At 37.7% G+C, this 23,742-nt stretch carries 21 protein-coding genes; 11 read left to right on the top strand and 10 right to left on the bottom strand.

Going from position 1 to position 23,742, the window contains the following annotated elements; all coding sequences use genetic code 11:
* Positions 1–21 precede the first annotated feature (21 nt).
* The 3 genes from ACFIMQ_RS02160 to rpsF form a co-directional block, all read right to left on the bottom strand.
* Entirely contained in the window at positions 22–1,002 is a 981-nt protein-coding gene (locus tag ACFIMQ_RS02160) for a hypothetical protein (protein ID WP_375616129.1), read from the bottom strand.
* Between the two features lie 152 nt (positions 1,003–1,154).
* Positions 1,155–1,403 carry a 30S ribosomal protein S18 gene (gene rpsR / locus ACFIMQ_RS02155; protein WP_375607832.1) on the bottom strand — a complete coding sequence of 83 codons (249 nt, stop codon included), beginning with the start codon at positions 1,401–1,403 and terminating at the stop codon, positions 1,155–1,157.
* Positions 1,403–1,810 (bottom strand): 30S ribosomal protein S6, encoded by a 408-nt coding sequence (gene rpsF, locus ACFIMQ_RS02150; RefSeq protein WP_375606290.1) that lies wholly within the window; start codon positions 1,808–1,810, stop codon positions 1,403–1,405. Before rpsF ends, rpsR begins: the two co-directional genes overlap by 1 nt.
* 346 nt (positions 1,811–2,156) lie before the next feature.
* On the opposite strand from rpsF, the gene ACFIMQ_RS02145 reads away from it, so the two are divergent.
* The 7 genes from ACFIMQ_RS02145 (at position 2,157) to gmk (ending at position 8,557) form a co-directional block, all read left to right on the top strand.
* Positions 2,157–2,744: an undecaprenyl-diphosphatase gene (locus tag ACFIMQ_RS02145; RefSeq protein WP_375616130.1), complete on the top strand. Its 588-nt coding sequence runs from the start codon at positions 2,157–2,159 to the stop codon at positions 2,742–2,744.
* Positions 2,745–2,820: 76 nt separating this feature from the next.
* Positions 2,821–3,765: an ACP S-malonyltransferase gene (fabD, locus tag ACFIMQ_RS02140; protein ID WP_375616131.1), complete on the top strand. Its 945-nt coding sequence runs from the start codon at positions 2,821–2,823 to the stop codon at positions 3,763–3,765.
* Positions 3,766–3,781: 16 nt separating this feature from the next.
* Positions 3,782–4,519, top strand: coding sequence for a 3-oxoacyl-[acyl-carrier-protein] reductase (fabG, locus tag ACFIMQ_RS02135; RefSeq protein WP_375616132.1), 738 nt, complete (start codon positions 3,782–3,784; stop codon positions 4,517–4,519).
* A gap of 262 nt (positions 4,520–4,781) precedes the next feature.
* Positions 4,782–5,018 carry an acyl carrier protein gene (locus ACFIMQ_RS02130; protein ID WP_183193698.1) on the top strand — a complete coding sequence of 79 codons (237 nt, stop codon included), beginning with the start codon at positions 4,782–4,784 and terminating at the stop codon, positions 5,016–5,018.
* Positions 5,019–5,119: 101 nt separating this feature from the next.
* A complete protein-coding gene (fabF, locus tag ACFIMQ_RS02125) occupies positions 5,120–6,382 on the top strand; it encodes a beta-ketoacyl-ACP synthase II (protein ID WP_375616133.1) in 1,263 nt (420 codons plus the stop codon).
* Between the two features lie 96 nt (positions 6,383–6,478).
* Positions 6,479–7,588 carry an endolytic transglycosylase MltG gene (gene mltG / locus ACFIMQ_RS02120; RefSeq protein WP_375703300.1) on the top strand — a complete coding sequence of 370 codons (1,110 nt, stop codon included), beginning with the start codon at positions 6,479–6,481 and terminating at the stop codon, positions 7,586–7,588.
* Positions 7,589–7,879: 291 nt separating this feature from the next.
* Entirely contained in the window at positions 7,880–8,557 is a 678-nt protein-coding gene (gene gmk, locus ACFIMQ_RS02115) for a guanylate kinase (protein ID WP_375616135.1), read from the top strand.
* A gap of 29 nt (positions 8,558–8,586) precedes the next feature.
* Here gmk and rsmA read toward each other — a convergent pair whose 3' ends face one another.
* From rsmA to lptF, 6 genes are all read right to left on the bottom strand, one after another.
* Positions 8,587–9,417 carry a 16S rRNA (adenine(1518)-N(6)/adenine(1519)-N(6))-dimethyltransferase RsmA gene (gene rsmA, locus ACFIMQ_RS02110; protein WP_375703299.1) on the bottom strand — a complete coding sequence of 277 codons (831 nt, stop codon included), beginning with the start codon at positions 9,415–9,417 and terminating at the stop codon, positions 8,587–8,589.
* On the bottom strand, positions 9,408–10,421 hold the full coding sequence (gene pdxA, locus ACFIMQ_RS02105) for a 4-hydroxythreonine-4-phosphate dehydrogenase PdxA (RefSeq protein WP_375616137.1): 1,014 nt from the start codon (positions 10,419–10,421) through the stop codon (positions 9,408–9,410). Before pdxA ends, rsmA begins: the two co-directional genes overlap by 10 nt.
* On the bottom strand, positions 10,421–11,377 hold the full coding sequence (locus ACFIMQ_RS02100) for a SurA N-terminal domain-containing protein (RefSeq protein WP_375616138.1): 957 nt from the start codon (positions 11,375–11,377) through the stop codon (positions 10,421–10,423). Before ACFIMQ_RS02100 ends, pdxA begins: the two co-directional genes overlap by 1 nt.
* 102 nt (positions 11,378–11,479) lie before the next feature.
* Positions 11,480–13,849 (bottom strand): LPS-assembly protein LptD, encoded by a 2,370-nt coding sequence (locus tag ACFIMQ_RS02095; protein ID WP_375703298.1) that lies wholly within the window; start codon positions 13,847–13,849, stop codon positions 11,480–11,482.
* Positions 13,850–14,941: an LPS export ABC transporter permease LptG gene (lptG, locus tag ACFIMQ_RS02090; RefSeq protein ID WP_375616140.1), complete on the bottom strand. Its 1,092-nt coding sequence runs from the start codon at positions 14,939–14,941 to the stop codon at positions 13,850–13,852. It abuts the gene before it with no gap.
* Positions 14,938–16,128: an LPS export ABC transporter permease LptF gene (lptF, locus tag ACFIMQ_RS02085; RefSeq protein WP_375703297.1), complete on the bottom strand. Its 1,191-nt coding sequence runs from the start codon at positions 16,126–16,128 to the stop codon at positions 14,938–14,940. The genes lptG and lptF overlap by 4 nt, the downstream gene beginning before the upstream one ends.
* Before the next feature lie 390 nt (positions 16,129–16,518).
* Between lptF and ACFIMQ_RS02080 the strand changes: the two genes are divergently transcribed.
* The 3 genes from ACFIMQ_RS02080 to ACFIMQ_RS02070 are packed head-to-tail and all read left to right on the top strand — an operon-like array spanning position 16,519 to position 17,394.
* Complete coding sequence (locus ACFIMQ_RS02080) at positions 16,519–16,965, top strand: DNA polymerase III subunit chi (protein ID WP_375703296.1); 447 nt, start codon at positions 16,519–16,521, stop codon at positions 16,963–16,965.
* Positions 16,965–17,141: a hypothetical protein gene (locus ACFIMQ_RS02075; protein ID WP_375703295.1), complete on the top strand. Its 177-nt coding sequence runs from the start codon at positions 16,965–16,967 to the stop codon at positions 17,139–17,141. The genes ACFIMQ_RS02080 and ACFIMQ_RS02075 overlap by 1 nt, the downstream gene beginning before the upstream one ends.
* Positions 17,131–17,394 carry a hypothetical protein gene (locus ACFIMQ_RS02070; RefSeq protein ID WP_375703381.1) on the top strand — a complete coding sequence of 88 codons (264 nt, stop codon included), beginning with the start codon at positions 17,131–17,133 and terminating at the stop codon, positions 17,392–17,394. The genes ACFIMQ_RS02075 and ACFIMQ_RS02070 overlap by 11 nt, the downstream gene beginning before the upstream one ends.
* Here the strand turns inward: ACFIMQ_RS02070 and ACFIMQ_RS02065 are convergent.
* Positions 17,391–18,680 carry an MFS transporter gene (locus tag ACFIMQ_RS02065; RefSeq protein WP_375616143.1) on the bottom strand — a complete coding sequence of 430 codons (1,290 nt, stop codon included), beginning with the start codon at positions 18,678–18,680 and terminating at the stop codon, positions 17,391–17,393. The two genes, ACFIMQ_RS02070 and ACFIMQ_RS02065, sit on opposite strands and share 4 nt — an antisense overlap.
* Positions 18,681–19,239: 559 nt before the next feature.
* Between ACFIMQ_RS02065 and ACFIMQ_RS02060 the strand changes: the two genes are divergently transcribed.
* On the top strand, positions 19,240–23,742 hold a 4,503-nt coding region (locus ACFIMQ_RS02060), incomplete at its 3' end, for a pertactin-like passenger domain-containing protein (protein ID WP_375703294.1).

The raw sequence follows: 23,742 nt of genomic DNA, 5'->3' as shown, positions 1-23,742 counted from the left end.
TTTCCTTTCGAACAAATAAATTTAATGAAGTTTTTTACGTGATTGAATGTTGTATTGAATAGCAGCCCAAATACCCATCAAAAGCATCATGAAAGAAATAGGTGGAGAAAAAACAACAGTTAAAATAGCAATATAAACAAGAGAAAGTATAATAATACGACCGTTTACCCCTTTTGTAATATTGTGAAGATATGCTAGACCGCTAATTGATATAATGACAGTATAAGCAGAGCTAAAGACACGTGTACCCAAATTAAGAGAAGTGCTTAATTCAACCATTGACGCGATGGAAACAACAATGAAAATGACAATTCCAGAAATTGGAAGGCGAAGCATTTTGCTCCAATCATCGCGAGGTCTTTTCAGCCACTTCATATATTGGGCTATTATCATTGAAAAATAAAGATTACCAATGAGAAAAATCAAACTATAAACTGTCAGAGCGATAGCTGCTAAGGTTGCAGCATGCGCCATTAAAAAATCACTAACAGTAAGGATATTAACTTCTTTTAATGACTGCGATTGTTGTAGGGTTTGTACGATATTTTCAGTGATTGTTTTTGCAATGAGAGGGGTGTCTGGACGGGATTTTACATAGAGTCCAATGAAGGTTACTATCAGAGCAATAAAGTTGGTTAAATGAAAAATAACGGATGATAATGGGTACCATATCAGTGTGTTTTCTTTTTGCGCTGGTCGTGCAAGTCCAAGAAGCCAAGAGGCATAAACAGCAGGAAGAAAAGATAACAACATAAGACCAAGAGCAATATAGATATCAGCGGTTACGACAAGAACAACAGTAGCACTTATTAAGGCAACAAAGCTGGCAAATGTTCCTTGACCGAACGCAACAATAAAAATTGGCAATGAGAGAAAGCAGCCAAGAAAAAGAGAAAAAGAGGGCGCGATATTTGCAACGCTGATGATGGACATTCCTACAACAACAGCAAATAATCCCGCCAAAACGCCGGTTAATATCTTATAAGTACGATTTTTTTTCATTTATTGCTGTCCTGCTTTCTGCAGTTAGAGGTATATCAATACCCCAACTTTGATATTTTACAGCTCAATCTAATACACAATAAGCCATTTTTCTAAATCATACAAGAAGAGCAACCGGAGAGATTCTCCAGTTGCTAGAATGTATTGATAGTTTACTTTATAACATATGGAAGCAAGCCCAAAAAACGAGCGCGTTTGATAGCGTTAGCTAATTCACGCTGTCTTTTTTGACTAACAGCTGTAATCCGTGAAGGAACAATTTTTCCACGTTCAGAGATATAACGTTGTAACAATTTGATATCTTTATAATCAATTTTTGGTGCATTAATTCCTGAAAAAGGACATGTTTTGCGACGGCGATGAAAGGGGCGACGTGCAGAGTTTTGATTAGTATCAGTCATCATTCTACCCCTTCTATAGCATTTTCACGTTGACGACGCGGGGAACGAGAACGCTCCTCATCATGACCAATGTGGCTATTGCGATCAAGATGTGAGAGCATAGCAGATTTTTCTTTTTCATGTTTTTCTACACGAATGGTCATGTAACGCAAAACATCCTCATTGATGCGCATCTGACGCTCCATTTCAGCAATTGCTGTAGCTGGTGCATCAATATTAACCAATACATAATAAGCCTTACGGTTTTTTCGAATACGGTAAGCAAGAGGACGAAGTCCCCAATTTTCTACACGCCCAACTTTTCCACCCTGCGCTTCAATGACACCTTTGTAGAGACTCAAAAGTTCATCAACTTGTTGCGGTGCAATGTCTTGTCGGGCAAGGAACATATGTTCATAAAGAGCCATTGTTTTGCCTTTCTTCAATTAAATTTCACCGGTTTTAGCGCAAAGCCTCTGCGACTTGTCTTTTTTGGAAATCCAAAGAAGAAAGGACGCGTTTACAATTCGAGACATCTCAGAGCAGAGACACGGGAGGTCGGAAACATTGTATTTCCTACTGATTTCACAGCCCTCCGTTCAACCTCCAGCTAAAGGTCCGGCAACGAACACTCCATATCTACAGGTTATCTTTAAAAATAGCAAGTTTACGCACATAAAAAAATTGATTTATTAAATCTTGATATATTTTCAATATATTTCCCTCTTCTACAAAGAGATAGTTCTGTAACACTATAAAAATAAGGAGAGAAAAATGGACTTTTTAAACCAGATTGATGTTTCACTCTTTGAAATGTTTGTTGGCAATCATCAATCTTGGTCGATTTTAGTTTTGTTTAGTATTTTTTGTGCAAAGTTTTTAATTTACATCATTCCTATTCATCTTTTTGCGTTGTGGTTTTGTGGTAGAGAAAGGGAACGATGTGTCGTGCTAAGCATTTGCATGAGCATTTGTACTTCTCTTTTCATAGGCTATCTTATTTCTCTTTTTTACTTTCATCCACGCCCATTCGTTGTAGGGCTGACAACACCCTTGATTCAACATCGTGCAACAGCTTCTTTTCCTAGTAATCATGCCTTGACCATTGCATCTTATACAGCTAACTTTTATTTTTACCGATACAAAGTGGCTTTTAGATTTGCTGTGGTGTTTTTATTCTTAATCTGTTGGGCGCGCATCTTTGTGGGTGTACATTATCCTTTTGATATTTTAGCAGGTATAGTTTTAGGAAGTCTTATAAGTTTGAGTGTTATTCAGTTTATAGCACCCTATTTTCCTAAGTTTTTATATCAAATTCCGCCCTTAAAATATAATTTTAAGAGAGATATTCGTTCTAAATAAAGGACTTTGTCTTGATTTGTGCAGATGAATAAGGTCAAAAGAAAATAATTTAATTGCACAATTTAGGAGTTGATTAATGGGTGCAGCTTTTATTTTTCCAGGGCAGGGGAGCCAAATCGTTGGTATGGGGAAAGCGCTTACAGAGCAATTTGTTGCGGCGCGGATGGTTTTCGAGGAAGTTGATGATGCGCTGGGTGAGAAATTATCAGAGATCATTTTTGAAGGACCAGCAGATGTTTTAACCTTAACAGCAAATGCACAACCAGCATTAATGGCTGTATCCATAGCTGTCATTCGTGTAATGGAACAATTAGGGCTTCATATAGAAAAAAAAGTAAAGTTTGTTGCCGGTCATTCTTTAGGCGAATATTCAGCGCTTTGTGCTGTTGGTACGTTTAGTCTCACAGATACGGCAAGGCTTTTGCGTATTCGTGGCAATGCCATGCAGGCTGCTGTTGCGGTTGGTGAAGGTTCTATGGCAGCACTTATCGGTTTGGAAGAGCAAGTTGTGGAAGAAATTTGCCAGAATGTTTCTGGAGAAGGGCTATGCCAGATTGCCAATGATAATGGTGGTGGGCAAATTGTTATTTCAGGTCAAGCAAAAGCAATTGAGACAGCGGTAAAGATTGCATCAACAAAAGGTGCAAAACGTGCACTTCTTCTTCCGGTTTCTGCACCTTTTCATTCGTCTTTAATGCAGCCTGCGGCTGATGCCATGAAGAAAGCGCTTTTGACTGTTAACAAAATGCCCCCTATTGTTCCCTTGATTGCCAATGTTTCTGTTGCCCCAGAAAGTGATCCAGAACGTATTGCTACTCTTCTTGTTGAACAAGTGACTGGGAGGGTGCGATGGCGTGAAACAATAGAATGGATTGCTGCTAATGGGATTGATACGCTTTTTGAAGTTGGTTCTGGAAAAGTATTAACAGGTTTAACGCGTCGTATTAACAGAAATATAAAGGGGGTAACAATTGGAACAGTTGATGAAATAGAATCAGCGCTAGGAATGCTTGGCGTTTAATCTGTAGGAGTTAAAAATGTTTAAATTAACAGGACGTAAGGCTCTTGTAACGGGGGCATCAGGAGGAATTGGTGAGGCCATAGCACGTTGCTTCCATGCACAAGGAGCCATTGTTGGACTTCATGGAACACGTGAAGAGAAGCTTAGAGAAGTGGCGGCAGAATTAGGACAGAATGTTTTTGTCTTTCCCGCTAATCTTTCTGAACGCCAATCGATTAAACAGTTGGCTGAAGTTGCAGAAAGAGAAATGAATGGTGTCGATATTTTGGTTAACAATGCGGGAATCACCAGAGATGGTCTTTTTGTGCGTATGCAAGATAAAGACTGGGATAATGTTTTAGAAGTTAACCTAACAGCTGCTTCTCTTTTGACGCGTGAATTAACACATTCTATGATGCGTCGCCGTTATGGCAGGATTATTAACATCACATCTATTGTTGGTGTTGTGGGAAATCCTGGACAAACAAATTATTGTGCTGCAAAAGCAGGCTTGATAGGTTTTACTAAAGCATTAGCACAAGAAATTGCTTCACGAAACATCACTGTCAATTGTATTGCTCCAGGATTTATTAAATCTGCAATGACAGATAAGCTTAACGAAAAGCAAAAAGAACATATCATGGCTGCGATTCCAATGAAGCGTATGGGGAGTGGACAAGAAATAGCCGCTGCAGCTATTTATTTAGCGAGCGATGAAGCGGCCTATATGACAGGTCAAACACTCCATATCAATGGTGGAATGGCAATGATTTAAGTATTTTCTTGTATTCCACATTGATTTATAAGCTATATTATTTTAGATAGTAGCGATTGAAATGGAAAGATATATCTATTTCTTTAAAATGGTCGTTGATCAATTGATGTCGGAATGTCAGATTGGTTCATTTTGTAGGGGATATCCACAGGATGTTTTAAATTATTGCTAAAATCTTTTAAAGTAATGCATCTATTGCTTGATTAGATGAGCCGATATAGTTAACCAAATTATAGGAAAATATAAATTCGAGGATTTCAACATGAGTGATACAGTAGAGCGCGTTAAGAAAATTATTGTGGAACATCTTGGGGTTAATGCTGATAAAGTCGTAGAAAATGCAAGCTTTATCGATGATTTAGGGGCTGATAGCCTTGATACGGTTGAACTCGTTATGGCTTTTGAAGAAGAGTTTGGTGTAGAAATCCCAGATGAAGTTGCGGAAACGATTTTCACTGTTGGTGATGCAGTCAAGTTCATTGATAAAGCTTCTGCATGATGACTAAAGGGCAAAGGCGTAAATTGCTTTTGCCTGTGTTCTTCGAAGCTCTTTTGAAAAAAGAGCTTTAAGAGGTGAAGTTTAGTGCAAGGTTAGAAGTTATGAGACGTGTTGTTGTTACTGGTTTAGGATTGGTATCTCCATTAGCCGGTAATGTTGAATATAGTTGGAAACGGCTTCTTGAAGGAAGAAGTGGTGTTCGACGTATCACTGAATTTGATGTGTCAGATTTGCCATGCCAGATTGCGGCGCGTATCCCCTTAGGGGATGGAAAAGAGGGGTCCTATAATGCTGATTTGTATATGGAACCTAAAGAGCAACGTAAGGTTGATGCATTTATTGTTTATGCAATGGCTGCTGCTAACCAAGCGCTTACGGATGCCGAATGGTTTCCTAAGAGTGATGAAGATCAGATTTGTACAGGTGTATTAATTGGTTCGGGGATAGGGGGAATTGAGGGCATTGTTGAAGCTGGTTATACGCTTCGTGATAAAGGTCCCCGTCGTCTTTCTCCTTTTTTTATTCCGGGTCGTTTGATTAATCTTGCTTCTGGTTATGTGTCTATTCAATATGGTTTACGTGGTCCTAATCATTCGGTTGTAACGGCTTGTTCGACAGGAGCCCATGCGATTGGTGATGCAGCACGTTTGATTATGTTCGGTGATGCGGATGTCATGGTCGCAGGGGGAGCAGAATCTCCGATAAATCGGATATCCCTTGCAGGTTTTTCTGCTTGTAGAGCTCTTTCTACTTGTCGCAATGATGATCCTGAACGAGCGTCACGTCCTTATGATGCAGATCGTGATGGTTTTGTGATGGGGGAAGGTGCGGCGGTTGTTGTTTTAGAGGAGCTAGAACATGCAAAAAAACGAGGGGCACGTATTTATGCTGAGGTTATTGGCTATGGTTTATCCGGTGATGCTTACCACATTACAGCGCCTTCAGAAAGTGGTGAAGGTGCGCAGCGTAGTATGATGGCTGCTCTTAAGCGTGCACAAGTGAATGTGAATGAACTTGATTATATTAATGCTCATGGTACATCAACGATGGCAGATTCCATAGAGCTAGCAGCTGTTGAACGTGTTTTAGGGAATTATGCATCACAAATTTCTATGTCATCAACGAAGTCATCTATCGGGCATTTACTTGGTGCTGCCGGTGCTGCTGAAGCTATTTTTTGTGTTTTAGCCATCCGAGATAATATAGCTCCAGCGACACTTAATCTTGACAATCCATCGATTGAAACGAAAATTGATCTTGTCCCATACAAACCGCGTGAACGAAAGATTGACACGGTTCTTTCCAATTCTTTTGGATTCGGTGGAACAAATGCATCTTTGGTAATGCGACGTTTTAGAGGGTAATAAGTATTTTCATTTAATTTCTTATTCTGAGTTTTTTACTTTATTATAAGGTGAATGAGAAGTAATAATATTGTATTTAATCGCTATTGAGGGTTTATGTCCGACGTGAAAAATGAAAAATCACTAAAGGACATAAGTGATTCCTTTTCGAATCATTTAGCAGATAGTCATGACATGTTAGCACATAAAAAGCGAAAGAAATCATCTATCGTACGTAATCCATTGGTTGTTCTCGGCCATTTTTTTCTCATGCTGATTGTGGTTATACTTTTTGGCATAAGTATTCCTCTTTATATTGGAAAAAGTATTTTTGAAGAAAAGGGAAAAATTGAGGAAGAACAAGTCATTCTTATCCATCCGGGCACAGGAATTCGTGAAATTGCTTCAATGTTAGAAAAACGTGGTTTCATTCGATCATCGGATATTTTTGTTTATGGGGTCGGTTATCACCAAAAAACAACGCACCTGAAGGCTGGAGAATATTTAATTCCGGCACATGCTTCGATGCAGGATATTATGGATATTCTTGTGAAAGGAAAATCCATTGAGTATGCATTTACCGTACCAGAAGGTTTAACGGTTCAGCAAGTTTTCGATCGATTAGCTGCGAATGAAATTTTGATTGGAGACCTTCCAAAAAATTTGCCTCCAGAGGGCTATTTAATGACGGATACTGTTCGCTTTATTCGGGGGACAACGCGTAAAGAGATTGTAAACAGATTGCGTGAAGGACAGACAAAATTAATTCATGCTATATGGGCTACGCGTTCACCTGATTTACCCATTAAATCGATTGATGAATTTGTTATATTAGCCTCAATTGTTGAGAAAGAAACGGGAATTGCAGCAGAAAGACCAATGGTTGCTGCAGTATTTTATAATCGCCTTACAAAGCATATGCGTCTTCAATCTGATCCAACAGTAATTTATGGTCTCTTTGGAGGAAAAGGAAAACCATCCGGTCGTGCAATTTATCGTTCAGATCTTGAGAAGGAAACACCCTATAATACTTATAAAATTAATGGTTTGCCTCCAACAGCTATTGCAAATCCAGGTCGAGATTCTTTGAAAGCGGTGGCACATCCACCAAGCAGTGATGCACTTTATTTTGTTGCTGATGGTTCAGGTGGGCATGTTTTTTCTCGAACCTTAGAGGAACATAATATGAATGTTCGTAAGTGGCGAGAATTTAAGGCGAGAAATTAATTTATAATGATAATGTATCTGTTTGCATCGTAAAATGAAAATCCAAAGTATAGTAAAATTTTTTATAAGAATTATAAAAATCATTTTCTTGTATGCTACAAGAGAGGTTAGCATATGGATAAAAATATTTAAGAAAGAAGTAAATATACTGCTAATAAATTATTTTAATGGAAGAACAGGATAAGATTGAGGTCTATCTGCTAAAGCAAATACCATTGGTTGGGAGAAACATTGAGGTAATGTATTATTTGAATTTTGAAGAAAAATTTATGAACAAAGTAGAGTGGTGTGATGACAGCCTTTGAAAGTAAATTCAGTGCCATAAAAACAAATCAACGCCGCGGTTTTTTATTTATTCTCTCTTCACCTTCAGGCGCTGGTAAATCAACAATTTCTCGATTACTTCTAAAAGATGGACAATTAGAGCTTTCCGTAAGTGTAACTACAAGGAAGAGGCGTCCCAGTGAAGTGGATGGACTCCATTATCACTTTATTTCAAAGGAAGAGTTTGAATATAAGCGTGATAGAGATGAATTGATTGAATGGGCAGAAGTTCACGGGAATTATTATGGCACTTTACGTGAAACTGTTGAAAAAGCATTGAATACCGGCCGTGATATGCTATTTGATATTGATTATCAGGGTACCAAGCAGCTGCAAAAAAAAATGCTAGGAGACACTGTATCTGTTTTTATTCTTCCACCATCAATGAAAGAGCTTGTTTCGCGTTTACATCGTCGAGCCGAAGATAGTCAAGATATCATCAATTTACGATTGGAAAATGCACGAACGGAATTGAAGCATTGGCATTCTTATGATTATGTTGTGATTAACGAAGATTTAGATCAATCTTTATCTTTTATTAAGTCGATTTATTTAGCTGAAACCACAAAACGCGAGCGCTGTTCTTATCTTGCCTCTTTTGTTGATGGGCTTATTGCTGAAAAGATCGATAAATGCCTTTCTTAAAAAAGAATGCAAAACAAAAAGTGCATTTTTTAGAGCACTAGATGCGCTAAAGTTACAAATTCAGAAACAGAGAGTGTTTCAGCACGGCGTCTTCCATCAATTCCAGCTTTTTCTAACAGCTCTTCACCTCCAAGTGTTTTGAGATTTTGACGAAGCATTTTTCGTCTTTGTCCAAAAGCAGTTTTTGTAACGAGGCTTAGTTTTTGTGCAGAGCAGGCAAGAGGTCGGGGGCGCGGAATAATATGAACAACGGAAGAGGTTACTTTGGGCGCTGGTATAAAGGCTTGAGGAGGAACATCAAAAGCAATTTTAGCAACGGTACGCCAACCAGCTAAGACACTAAGGCGTCCATAGTGAGCAGATTGAGGTTGAGCCGTAATCCGTTTGGCAACTTCACGTTGGAACATCAATGTCATTGACTCATAAAAAGGAGGCCATGGTTCAGACAAAAGCCAATTTAATAAGAGTTGTGTCCCAATATTATAGGGAAGGTTTGCAATAATGCGTGGTTTTTCTAGGCTTGTTTCAAAGAGTTTTGAGAAATCTTGCTTCAGTGCATCATTACAAATAAGTTTTAATTTTTGAGGATAGTGTTTTTCTATTTCTATGAGAGCCGGTATACAACGTTCATCACGTTCTATTGCTATTACAATGGCACCCTTTGCCAGCAAGGCACGTGTGAGACCTCCAGGACCAGGCCCAATTTCAATAACAGGTTTTCCTTCTATATTTCCTGCTTGATGAGCAATTTTAGAGGTTAAATTAAGATCAAAAAGGAAATTTTGCCCCAAAGATTTATGTGCTTGTAATCCATATATATCAATAACCTCACGCAGAGGAGGAAGATTATCTATTGGCATGGGTTCAAACTATTTTTTGCAAGTTGATTTGCAAGTTTAAGAGCAGCAATAAAGCTTTCGGGAGAGGCTATCCCTTTATCAGCAATGTCAAAAGCAGTCCCATGATCTGGAGACGTACGAATAAAAGGTAAACCTAATGTAACATTAACAGTGGTATCAAAGTCTAATGTTTTGACAGGGATAAGGGCTTGATCATGATACATACAAATGGCAACGTCATATGCTTTTCTTGCGCATTCATGGAACATTGTGTCGGCAGGCAGCGGGCCTGCAATATCGAGACCTTTCTTTTTAAGATATTCAATAGCAGGAGTGATAACTTCAATATCTTCTTTTCCCATTGCTCCTTCTTCTCCAGCATGAGGATTAAGACCAGCAACAGCTAGTCGGGGTGACGTTATTTTAAACCGTGTTTTTAAGTCATATTCAGTAGTAAGTACCGTTTGAATAATTAAATCACGGGTAAGCTGTGAAGGAACATCTTTGAATGGAATATGAACAGTAATTGGTACCGTTTTTAATCGAGGTCCTGCTAACATCATAACGGGATGATAACATTTATGAAAAGCTTTATATGCCAAATCGGCTAAAAATTCTGTATGACCTGGAAATTGAAAACCGGCATCATAAAGATTTTTTTTTGCAATAGGACAAGTGATCAGTGCACATGCATGGCCACTTTGAATCAATTGAACACTGCGTTTAATCGCTTCAATGATTCCAGCAGCATTATTCGATGAAGGTATACCTAATTGATTACTTTGTTTGTTTTTTAACGGTATGATAGGAAGAGCGTTTTGAAAGTTTTTTACGGGATTACTGATTAAAACAGATTCCATTTCAGCATCAATCTGTAAAAAACGAGCGCGCGAACGAATCACATCTGGATCAGCGAGAAGCACAAAAGGCGGAACTTGGCGCTTAACACGCAAATTCCATGCTTTTAGCGCTATTTCAGGACCAATTCCGGCAGGATCACCACCGCTAACAACAAGAATAGCCATTATGAATTTTGAATACGCGCCACTCGCCGCAATTCTTCTAAATATTTCTCGCTTAATTCCTCAAGTTTTTGCGGGCTTCTTTTTTTACTATCTTGAAGAGCAAAGATCAGCCGTGCGACATAATCATCAGAAACTCTCTTTATTTTGCAGACAGCAATTGCTTCGATTCCATCGGATGTTTCTTGTAATTTTGTCATTTTTCCAGCAGGTGTTGCAAGAATAGCTTGTTCCCATGCACTGGGGAGTTGGGGCTCCAGAAACTTTCCTAAGTGACGGATAGTAACGTCTAAAATACCTTTTGCTTGATTGTGAGCATTTGCACATCCACGGAAATGTGCGCGAAAATTGCTTGCTTCTCTTTGACGTCTTTCAAAGATTTCTGAACGACGATGTGCAGGAATAACAAAAACAATTCTCTGTAATGTATATTCGTTGGTTGAAGGTTTTACACCACCATTTTTTAATATTCTGCGTACAGCTTCTTGTTCAGTAATCATACCAGTTTCAGATTGATAGCGTGCGTTAATAAGACGTCCCCATCCTATTTGTCCACGGATGTAATCTTTAAAGTGTTGCACAGTGATATCACTTTGGATCAGAATCTGGTTGAGCTGATCAATAGTCATATTATTTTGTGTTGCAAAATTTTCAAAAGCTTTATCAACTTCATCATTGCTTACTTCAACATTGCGGCGTTTTATTTCAATATCTTTCAGCTTTTCGTCGATAAGCTCTTTTTTAGCTTGTGCCACCAAATTGCCTTGCTTTTGTTGCAATCTCAGAAAAGCAAGGCGCCTTTGTATGTCATAATTTGTGATGGGGTTTCCATTAACTGTAACAACAATAGCAGTCTGCGCAAAGACCGTTGGAATCAAAAATTCATTTATTAGCAGGCTGCTTGCGCTCAAAGACGCAGTACAAAATAAAGCAAGAATACGCTTTTTCAATTTATTCATATAAATAAGCTTTCGCATTGTTTATTAATTCTCATCAACAACTTAAAATATACGTTTTCTTTCATAAAAACAATGATAAGTTAAAGTACTTATACATTCTCTTTATAAATTTGAATCTATCTTTTTTCCGATATCTGCAATTGTACGCAGTGAAAAAGAAAAATTGAAGTTTTGCAAGGGTGTTTTTCTCCCTGGATCTGTTACCTGTTGATAACCAAATGTTAGCCCGAAACATTCATCCATATAACTCAAGCTAATTCCTCGCTTTATAAATGTACCAGATACTAAATCATAACCGGCGTTGCTATTAATGGACCAATAATCTGCCAATTTAAGTCCTGTTTGAAAAGAAATTTCTTGGCGCTCTTTTGGATATTCATAAGATGGTTGGCTTGCGATATAAGCATATTCTATAGAAGTCCAAAAATTTTGCCATTTTTGTGATGCTTCGATTTCACTACGGCGGATTTTTCCTGTTTTTTTGTCAAAGCGCCCACGCGTTTCTAAGGAAAAACCACTTTTATGAGTCGCACCAAACATTGCAACATAGTCTGAACGTTTTGCCTCTAAGCTAGAATGAGTGCCTACATTAACAAAGTCTTTTTCTGCAAAAGAATTCTTTCCTGCCAGATGAAAGGATTGTCCAATGAGACCATAAAGAGACCAATTGTCATTAAAGCTTCCAGAGTATCTTAGACCTATATTGGCTCTTGTGCCACCTTCTACACGATCATAACCAGAAAATTTATCCCGTTGAAAGAGAGTGGTTGCATCAAATACAAAGCTTTGAGCATCTTCGTTAGGAATTTGTCCGATATATTGTTCATTATTGCGTATAAAAATTTGTGCGGTTGGTTCTATAATATGTTTAGAATGATCAGCTGTAATGAGGAAAGGATAGCGTAGTTCTAACCCTGCTGTTGCCATGCCACGAATTGCTGAACCACGAACTTCGGATAACACAGTGTTTTTTATAGAAGAATCATGATTTTCACGTACATTGGTTGTAATGATATCAGCCCGTAGAGAGAGAAGAGGGGTTAAGATGAGTCCATTGTGTGTGTTGAAGCGCTTTTTCCACTGAAGCTCGTTTGTGAAACGCAAACTATTTCCAGCCATACCAGAAAGTCTTACTATGTTGAGAGGATTTCCGTTCTGGTCGGGTGAATTGAAGTCAGCATGACGACGATAAATTGATTGCATATTACTATGGAAGGTCAGTTCTCCATTATAAACGGGTTCATCTGGTGTGAAAGTATAATCGATGCGTGGTAGAACCCATGCTTGCCGAGAGTGACGTTCATAATGATAATCATTCAATAACGAATCTTGAACTTTAAAATGATAAAAACGCATATCAAAATGGTTTTTTCCTGCAAGACCATTCAGATAGATCTGAGAAAGTTGTGTAGGATTGTTATAGTTTTCAAGTTTATAAGCACGACTAAAATGCCGATCTGATTGTGCAAGAACGTCCCATCCATAAGTCCAGTGTGAATTAATACGAAAGTCCCCTTTTGTTGCCAGCATATAACGATTTTTATACTGTGCATCAATTGTATCATTATCAAATTTATGCGGTTTCATTTGATATATATAAGCAAAGCGAATGTTATAACGGCCCGTTTTAAAACGTTGACGCCATTCCCCTTCGGTTAAAAGCCCTTGTTGGGTATAAACCGTAGAAGAAAGTGTGAAATCGTAATGAGGAGCGAGATTCCAGAAATAAGAATTCTTTATCCCCATGCCGAGATCATTGGTATAAAAAAAATGAGGAGTAAGCAGACCGCTAGCACGTCTGACCGTTGGATCATAAAGTTCAAAATTTGGAAATTTTATAATCGGTACGCCCAAAATTTCAAAACTGCTATTTTCAAACCGAATTTTTTTGACGCTATTATTCCATATGATCTTTCTTGCTTTAATTTTCCACAGGACGTCTCTATCTGGTTTGTAAGAGCAAGGTTCACAGGCTGTATAAGTTGCATTTTCAAAAACTGTTATTTGATTGTTTTTACGTGTAGCATTTTGGGCTGCAAAGTGAACATTATTGGCTGTATCAATACGTAAGGCGTTTACAAAACCCTGGCCAAGATCTTTGGTCATATCAATTTGATTGGAATAAATTTTATTACCATCTTTTTGAGTAATTTCAACATTCCCTTGTGCTATAAGCCGTCCTGTTTTTTGATTGTAAATGATTTTTTGAGCGGTAACTTTATTGCCATCATATTCGATTTGGACGTTCCCTTGTGCAGAAACAGTGTTTTCATCACGATTGTAGATGAGTTCATCCGCAGAGAGCAAAAGAGGACTTTCCGGATTTTGAATGCGACTTTGAGAGGGGGACATAAGGCTTTGAGCGTGCGCATAATAAACCAGAGTTCCCCCTAAAATAATCCCCATAACACTTTTAAAAGCGAGAGCACTTAATTTTGTTAAAATGATTTTCTTACCTGTTAATGCTTTCACTTAGCTATCCTCTTTATGAAGTAAAAAAGAGATTCCCAAGAATAAAGCAATAACAACAGGTGTCCAAGCTGCGATAACTGGTGGAATATATCCAGCATTACCAAAAGCCTGAATGAGTACGGAAATAACATAAAGCATAAACCCAGCTATGACACCACCAAGAATCAACGTTCTAGATTGCCCAAAACGTGTAAAATTTAAAGATACAGTTGCTGCAATGAGAGTCATTGCCACAAGCAATGCTGGTAATGCGATCAAAGATTGTAAATACATATCAAAATTATGAGCAGAATAGCCAAATGAACGTGCAATCATAATTTTTTGGGGCAATTGGTAAAATGAAATAGTCGCAGGATTCACTAAACGTTCCGTCAAAAATTCAGGTTTTAGATTGGTTTTTATTTGCAATACGGTAAATTTTTCAGGTGGATGTCCTATTTTATAGATTGTTCCATTTGTTAATAGCCAAGCGCCATTGGTTAATGTTGCTTTTGGGGCGTTAATCCAATTTTTTATAGTTGCGTTGTCATTGTATTGTACAAAGGTTGCATCGAGAAGAGAAAGTCCTTGATCAGTGATAAATTTAGCACCAATGGTTGTTCTGCCTAAATTTGTACGCTGGGTTAACCAGTGAATACGTGTATTATGAAGAGGTGTTAGTATATTATTATTGCGCCATTCAGTTATCATTTTTTCTGATTGAGAAAATCCCCATGCTGCAAGTGGATTAATGAGAAGAATTGAAAATAATCCCAAAAGCAAAGCTCCCAAACAAGCTGGCATAAGAAATTGCCATGCAGAAACACCGATTGAACGAGTTACCACAAGTTCAAGTTTTTTGTTAAGCGAGATAAGCGTTGCCATCGCAGAAAAGAGTGCAATAAAAGGGATAAGTTGTTGCATGATAAAAGGGATACGTAAAACAGAGAGAAGAAATGCATTTTTTGCTGTATAATGCGGAAGGGAGGATAGCTTACCGGAATTTTCTGTAAAATCGATTAAAAGAGCAAGAACAAAAATGCTCCCCCAGAAATAACAAGTTATTTTAAGGTAACGTATAAAAAAATATCGTCCAAGTGTCCACCCAATCATGATATTTTATCCGAGGAATCTTGAGATTGTGGATGTTCAAATTTATTCATTACTTTTTGAAAAACGATTTGAAGTATCTCATTAACTTTTGTGGGAAGTCCAATTTTATGATTCGTTAAAAGCATAAAAAAGACAAATATACTTATTCCTATGGGTGTAATATAAAGGAGCGGAACGTATGCAGGATCATTCTTTGCTTTTTCGGCGAAAAAATATCCTATCCAATATACCACCAAAGAAAGGGCAATGGCCGAGAAATTTGCGTAAAGACGTGCTTGTCGATGTGAGCATACATTTCCTGCCGCTGCTAATGCAATAAGTGAAAAAACGATTGGGTAGAGCCATTGTGTTAGTCTGCGGTGAAACTCAGCTCTATATTGGAGCGGTTTTCGTTGATAGTAGGGATCTTTTGGGTCAGGGTTTTGTAAATAAGAAAGAGACCGATCTTTTGGATAAAGAGTAGGTGTTTTATCACTGGGGATAAACTCCCCTAGGCTAAAGGTATATGAGCTAAATTGAACGATTGAAACGCTGTTATTTTGATGATTGACTCTTTCTATTTCACCGTTATTGAGGATTAAAAAACGACCATTTTGATTGCTTACAATTGATGCTTTTGTTGCATAATAAAAAAGGTCAGTCTTAGGATCACGCTGGTCGGCAATGAAAAGACGTTCAAAGGTTCCGTTTGGATTCCGTTCGCCAATTTCTATGTAAAGGTTATTAGCAAGTTTTTGAAAGCTCCCTTCACTGATGAAAAGACTAATAAGATCAAAATGGGCACTTGCTAGCATTTGTCGCATCTGAAGACGTGCTTGAGGAACAACAAAATTGGCTATAGAAAAGGAGATACAGGATGCAACAATAGCAAGAAGAAGAATAGGTTTCCAAACAGTACTTTTAGGAAAACCAGAGGCATTGATAACAGCAAGTTCAGAGTCTTGATTCATTGCTGAAAGGATAGTTGTAATTGCGATTACTAATGCAAATGGAATAACCAGAAAAACAACAGAAGGAACCAATGAGAGTGAAAATTGTAAGACTGTGAGGAGTGTTTGTTTACTTGTTGTAAGAAAGTTTATTCGTGTAAGAATTTGTACTGTCCAACTAACACCCACTGCTGCAATCATGACAGAGCTAAATAAAACAAAGACACGTTTCAGGATGTAGAACTCAATAATACGCATAAACTTGGAGAACACCCTCAGTCTTTAATTCGATAGTAAATATTTTACACTGCTTTCGGTTAAAATGTAATAAAATTAAAAAAAACCTTCCATGAACTGCACATTTTTACCAAATAAATAATATAAAATCGTCTATTAAGTTTTCTCTATTTTTCCATATATTATATTTTATTTTCAACTATAGTCTACCTAGAATCTAGGAGATAGCTTAAAAACTTTCTTATTAATGTGTAAATAACAATTTTTTGTCTTTTAAAAACATGTGCAAAAAGATAATGCGTCTTAATCGAAAAACAGGTTTATATCTTGAACCGTTTCCTTTGTATTAGGGACATAGAAGTTTTTTAAAGACGTTAGCTTTTTTATAAAGAATGATGAGGGCTTAAGAGGTTGGACATTTTATTCTATCATTTGACGCAGTCAACGCTGAAAGATATTTTGCCGACGCTTGTGGAGCGTGCATTGGCTCGTTTTGGAAAAGTAACAATACAATGTGTGAGTAAAGAACAACGCGATTTTATGGATACACATTTATGGGTTTATGCAGATGAATCATTTATTGGACATGGAACTGAGTGTGATCAATATTCAAACTTTCAGCCTGTATTTCTTACGACAGGACAAGAAAATCCGAATGATTCAAAGATTCGTTTTCTCATAGAGGGCGCTATTTGTTCGGATATTGATGCTTATCAACGGCTTGTCGTGATATTTGATGGTGAAAGTGAGGAGCAGTTGAATCTCGTTCGTGCACAGTGGAAAAAATATAAAATGGAAAATCATAATTTAACGTATTGGCAACAGACTGAAGATCATCGTTGGGAAAAACAAATTTAATGCGTTTCGTATCTGTTGTTCTGATTTTTATAGGAGTGGTAGGAATAGTAAATCCAGCACTTTTTATTGCGCAAGGATCAGGGGGAGGGCGTTGGGTTTTTATTGTGGTTTTTCTTTTAGGCATGCTAAATATATGGACTATAATTAAAAAAATGAAACGCTATGATGATGATTGATCGAATTTTGCTTGTTTTATGGGGTGTGATGTTGGCTTTTTTTTGCGTTTCGTGGTTGGGGACAACGCATATCTTATCAGAAATATTTACTGTTGCTTATATAAGCAATGTTGCGGATTTTTTATTTTTCTTTTTGAGTGCATTGTTTGCGGGAATATTGTGGTGGAAGATACCTCAACCCATGCCTTTAAAAATGAAACTGGCAGCATTTTCGCTGCCAGTTTTTATTTTATTCTTCGTTATTATATTTTAGTTGGATATTTCATCCTCTGTAAATCCGACGAAGCAAATCAGTGAAATAAAAGAAGCAAAAAGCAAATAGTAGCCGAGATAAGACGTATCGAAATGTTGTACCAGATATTCTGCAATATAAGGTGCAAGAGATGCTCCTACAATAGCAGATAAATTGAAAGTGATAGAAGAACCAGTATAACGAATTGCTGTTGGGTATGGTGAAGCCAAAACAGCACCAAGAGGACTGTATATCATTCCCATGAGAGATAAGCCAATGACAGACATTGCAAGGACTCCCATAACTCCAGAATTTAAGAAATAAGGAATTGCGAAAGAATACATACCGGTGATGATTGTAATCCAAATCATCAAAGTTCTACGTCTAATACGATCAGCGAGTTTCCCAGTGATGACAGTAAAAATTCCACAGAAAACAGCACCGATAATTTCGACTTGAAGAGCTTGATGAAATGGCAATTGCAAATGGTTTGTTGAATAGCTTAACAAATATGTCGTGACCAAGTAAAATAAAACAAAAGTTGCCATACCAGAAAATATTCCAAGAAATAGGATTCGTGGACATTTTAAAAAGACATCTATGATAGGCACTTTGACATGTTCTTTACTTTCAAGAGTTTTTTTGAATTGCACAGTTTCATTGATTGAAAGACGAACCCATAATCCTATAATCATAAAAACAACTGAAGCAATAAAAGGAATGCGCCATCCCCAAGCTAAAAGTTCAGCGCGATCAAGGAAATGCAGCAGACCCAAATAAACAGCAATAGATAAAAACAAACCGATTGAAACGCCCAATTGGGGGAACATCGCATACCAGCCGCGCTTTTCTGGAGGGGCATTTTCTGTTGCGAGCAAAACAGCGCCTCCCCATTCTCCTCCTAATCCCATTCCCTGTCCAATACGGCATAAGGTTAACAGGAAAGGGGCAAACCACCCAGCCATTTCATAAGTAGGAAGAAAACCAATAATGACTGTTGAAAGTCCCATGGTGAGAAGAGAAGCGATAAGTGTTGCTTTTCTTCCAATTTTATCTCCAAAATGTCCAAAAACAACTGATCCAAAGGGGCGAGCAAAAAAGGCTGCTCCAAAGATCAGGAAAGATTGTAAAATGGCAACCTGATCATTTTGTGTTGGAAAAAACACATGAGGAAATATGAGAGCTGCGGCAGTGCCAAAGACATAGAAATCAAAGAATTCAACTGTTGGGCCAATAAGGCTTGCAAACAAAATGCGACGAGGGGAATTTCTGTTGTTTTTATCTTGCATTTCTAAGTTTGTAGACATGAATAGAATGTCCCTTTCAGTGTATGACAAATCAAATGACGAATTAACTAACTATAGTTATAAAAATTTCAAATCAGTGTCGAGTCAATATTATGACGTTTCCTCTATATTAGAACAATGAGTATAGACTGATGAGCATGAATGAAGTGTTCTATAAATTATATAAATTGAATAGCATAAAGGCATTGCTTTAAATTCTGTAGAAGATGGAAATACGTAGCCATAAACGCTGTTCTCATTCATATTGCTGTTTCCTTTAAAGTTTAATGCTGTTTTTATCTCTTGAGGGATCAGCCTTATTGGTAGATCAGTGTTTATTGTCTCAAAAATATTTTCATAGATGTAATTATAACACTTTTTAAGCGTATCTAAAAACGAATTAAATCTTTTGGTTGTGCATATATTTTAAAACACATGGTGTATATTTGATCTGTCAGAGCTTAATTCATCGAATGCTTCGTTATCTTAAAAGACATGAGGGTGAGCAACACTGTGTTGTTTTGGTCTGTGCACTTTTTTCTAAATGGGGGATTTAATTTGGAATGATGGAGTGTGAATAATGCAACGCAAATTGAAATTAAGTTTTTGTGCATTAATGACCAGTGTTTTTTTTGTCAAGATTGCGAGTGCAGATGGAGTAGCGACACCAAAAGAAAAGTTATTAACACCAGTAGATATCAGTGAACATCTAGAAGAGACAAGAACATCGTTATCAAAAGTGAGGGGGGTAGAAGAAAAAAAAGGGGGATCAAAAAGGATAGAGAATAAACAGACAGTAGAAGGAAGTAAGTCTTCAGAAGAGGAAAGGAAGGAATTAGAAAACCTATTCTTTGAAGTTCTCACAAATTCAATAATAAGCGATGGTGCTATTGTCTATATTACTAAACGTGACTCTGAAGGTTTTGAAATAAATAGCTTTAACTATGAAGATGCCGGATATTCCATCAATAATACGGTTCAAGAAGGTGGAAAACTCTACATTGATGCAGCAAGTGTTAGCAGGGATACGACAATTGAGAGTGGTGGTATTGAATTTGTCCAAAATCTGAGCAGTTCGGAATATGCCACTGTTAAAAAAGGGGGTAAACAAATTGTTGAGAGTGGTGCAAATGCTGAGGGAGCTAAAATCTATGGTGGTGAGCAGATTATTTTTGGTAAGGGGATCCTTGGGGATGGTTTGTCGCGTAAAGATAAGGAAAGTAGTGCTTATAGCACTGAAATTTATGCGGCAGATGGAATGTTAGGAATACAAAGTGTCTATAGTGGGGGGATGGCTGTTGACACAAAGATTATGAAAGGTGGTGTCCAGAATCTTGATGGTAAAGAGAATTTTCATAATAGCTTCTCAGAAGATGCTGATACAGCCGATACAGAAGATGAAGATTTTACAATTAATGAAGGGGCTTTTGCACTGAGTACCGAACTTTTTAAAAATGGTATGCAGAATATCTTTGCAGGAGGGAATGCGAGTGAAGTCACTTTATACGATAGAGCTATTCAGAATATATATGATTCTGGATACGTGGATAATCTAACCATTAATCATCAAGCAAGGTCATGGGCTTTTGCTGGTGCAATATTAGATAAGGATACAAATGTTAATGATTTTAGCAACCTCTATCTTTATACTGGGAATGGTGAAGCTGTTACGGAAGTAGAAAGTCTTAATTTAAATGGAGAAGATACCAAGCTATACATTATTGCTGTTGAAGATAATGGCAAAAAATCTCAGGTTAATATCCAGAATTTAACTGGAAGTGGCAGAGTTATTTTTACGTTTTTAGGGACTAATAAGCATTATTCTCAGCTTAATATTGATGATCTATCAGGTTCTTTACATTTTGATTTTAATGTCAACTTTGCCAAGCATCTTAGTGATTATCTTGTCATTAAAGAAAGTGGTTTAGGTTCTCATACAGTAAGTATTATTGATTCTGGGGGGGAGGTCACCCCCCCTTCCCACAAAAGGCTTAATTTAATTTCTGATCGCAGTGGAAATGCTCATTTTATTCTGGCAAACACTTTTGGTGAAAAAATCAAAGCTATTGATGCCGGAACCTATCGGTATAGTTTGAAACATAGAAACAATAAGGGGGCTGGTAAAATTTGGTATTTAGATGCGAATTATGCTCTTGATGAGACAAATACCTCTTTATTTTCTGATTTTAGCTTGCAACCATTTGCTATAGCTTCATTATCGAAGGATCTCACAGAACGCACAATTGAAAAGGGGATGATTGTTACGATTGCTGATCCTAGCTTTGATAGTAACGTTGAGAAAGTTGAAAGCACTGGAGAAACTTCGATTAGTAATACAGTTAAAGACGGTGGAAAGATCTCCGTTTATCACGGTGGTTTTAGCTTGTATACAACAATTCAAAGAGGCGGCACTGAGCTTGTTAGAACACAGGGTCTTTCACAGGATAGTACAGTTAAGAAAGGGGGAAAACAAAAGGTTAAAGATGGGGGAAAAGTTGAAGGGGCTAAAATTTACGGTGGTGAGCAGTTTGTTTCAGGAAAGTCTGATATCAAAGGGGAGATGGTAAGGAGTAGCGCCTATGACACTGTCGTTTCTGGTGAGAATGGAGTGCGAGGATATCAGAATGTGTATGATGATGGAGAGGTTTTTAACACACAGATCATGGAAGGAGGGGTACAAAATCTTTATGTGGAAGAAGATTTAGACCATTATAGTAGTTTTGCATTTGATACGAAGGTCTTTTCTGGTGGACAGCAACACGTTTTAGCGGGAGGAATCGCGATTGGCGTTCTTTTAGAAGGGACTGCTTTTCAGGCAATAGATTTAGGAGGTTATGTAAAAGATTTAACCATTAAGGATCAAGCACAATCGTGGTTACATGGTGGCGCAACATTGGAAGGAAAGACAACGGTTAATGATTTTGGACGAATTTATCTTTATGCTGGTGCAGAGCAATCTCGTACTGAAGTAGAAAAAATTGTGTTAAATGGCAGAGATACAAAATTGTACGCGATTTCTTCCAAGATGGATGGTGAAAGCTCTTTGATTGAGAACCTGAGTGGTGATGGCAGTGTTATTTTTACTTCTACCGTGTTTAATCCACATTACTCTAAACTTGAGATCAAAGATCTTTCAGGGAGTTTACATTTTAAGTTGCATACTAATTTTGCAGAACAGCGCGGTGATTATCTTCTGATCAAAAAAGGATCAGGTAATCACACCATAAGCGTTATCGATTCTGGTGTTGAAATTACCAATTCTCTTCTAGAAGATCAGAATTTAGTTTTGGAGCTTGATTTAATTCATGATCAAAGCGGAAATACGCATTTTACTCTGACAGATTTTTCTGGTGCAGAGACGAGTACGATTGATGGTGGAGCCTACATGTATGGCTTAAAGACAAAAGATGATAATGGGGGAAAGACTTGGTCTTTGGCTGCGTCACAAACAACTTCTGCTCCTGTAATTCCTTCTCCTCATGCGGAGTCACCTATAGATAAGCTTCCTGAAAAAGAAGAAAATATGATATTGTCAAAAGATTTTAGTATCTCTGATGTAATTGCTTACAGCATTGGCGAAGGAGGAGGAATTCTACAAAGCTCTTTGCTCGGTGATAATAATGTAGTTTATGTCTCTGATGATGGAGAGCAAGGTGTTCTTAAGAAGTCTATTAATAATACAATTCAGGGATCAGGAAGACTTTATGTTCAAGCTGGTGGTTTCAGTAAGAATACGACAATTGAAAATGGTGGTGCTGAGATTATAGGGGAACAAGGGATTTCAGAATCTACGATTATTTACGAGGGTGGAAAACAAAAAGTGGAGGGAGGAGGATCTGCATTGAGAGCTGAAATTTATGGTGGGGAGCAGCTTGTTTTCGGAGATGGGTACGTGAACGGTGGGATTGTTGGGAGCAGTGTTTATGATACTACAATTTATGGTCAAGGTGACACACTGGGACAGCAGAACGTATACGATGATGGGATGGCTGTGGGAACAAAAGTGATGAGTGGAGGAATACAAACTCTTGCTAAATGGTTTCCTGATGATGATAACTTTGCAGAAAAAGCCGGCGGTTTAGCCATAAATACTGAAGTCTTTTCAGAGGGTATGCAGCGTGTTTTAGCAGGAGGTGAAGCAAATACAGTCATTTTACGCACTGGTGGTGTTCAAGAAATCTATGCGGGTGGAGTTGTGAAGAATCTAACGATTGAAGGTAATGCCAATTCATGGGTTTCTCCTGGTGCAATATTAGGAGGAGAAATAAAAGTTCAGGATTTGGGGGGACTCCATCTTTATGCTGGAGATAATGGTCAACAAACTATAGTAGAAAACATTGAATTAAATGGAGAAGACGCTCAATTATACTCTGTTGCTTGTGGGTTTGACGACAAAAGTACACGAATTCAGCAGTTAAGCGGTGTAGGAAAAGTTATTTTTACCTCTTTTGAAGATGATTTATATTACTCTCAGCTTTATATTGATAATCTAGCAGGGAGTCTACATTTTGACTTTAATGTTAGTCTTGCAGAAGAAAAAGGTGATTACCTCTTTATTGAGAATGGGAGTGGTTTTCACACAATAAGTGTCGTAGATTCTGGTATTGAAATTGTTGATCCTTCTTCAGCAAGACTTGATTTAATTTTTGATCAAAGTGGCGGCGCATCTTTTACTCTACAAAGTTTTTCTGGTGCAAAAACTATAATGGTTGATGGGGGAACTTATACTTATGGCTTAAAACACAAAAATATTGAGAATGAAGAGGGAAAAATTTGGTATTTGACTGCAGTTTACATGGATAATGCGCCACGCAGAAGCAGAATTCCGCAGCATTTAAGTCAAAAACAACAGGTTTCTTCTCTTTCAACGATTATAACACCACAAGCGCATGCTATTAGATTGCCACGTCCAAGAGAAAACCACAGAAACTTGAGTCAAAAATCTTCAGCTTCTGTTTCTCCAATTGTTTCACCTCTGGGAAGTCAAATGATTGAAGGTGCTCCTCCATCAGTTCCTCATCCTCTTTCTGATGAAAAGCAACAAGCTGCTGTTTCAACATCTTCACCATCTTTAGCTGATCAG

Source organism: Bartonella sp. AD13SXNS, from assembly GCF_042196465.1.
In the GTDB taxonomy this organism is placed as follows: domain Bacteria; phylum Pseudomonadota; class Alphaproteobacteria; order Rhizobiales; family Rhizobiaceae; genus Bartonella.
The sequence above is the reverse complement of the archived record's forward strand: the minus strand, read 5'-3'. Positions and strand labels throughout refer to the sequence as shown.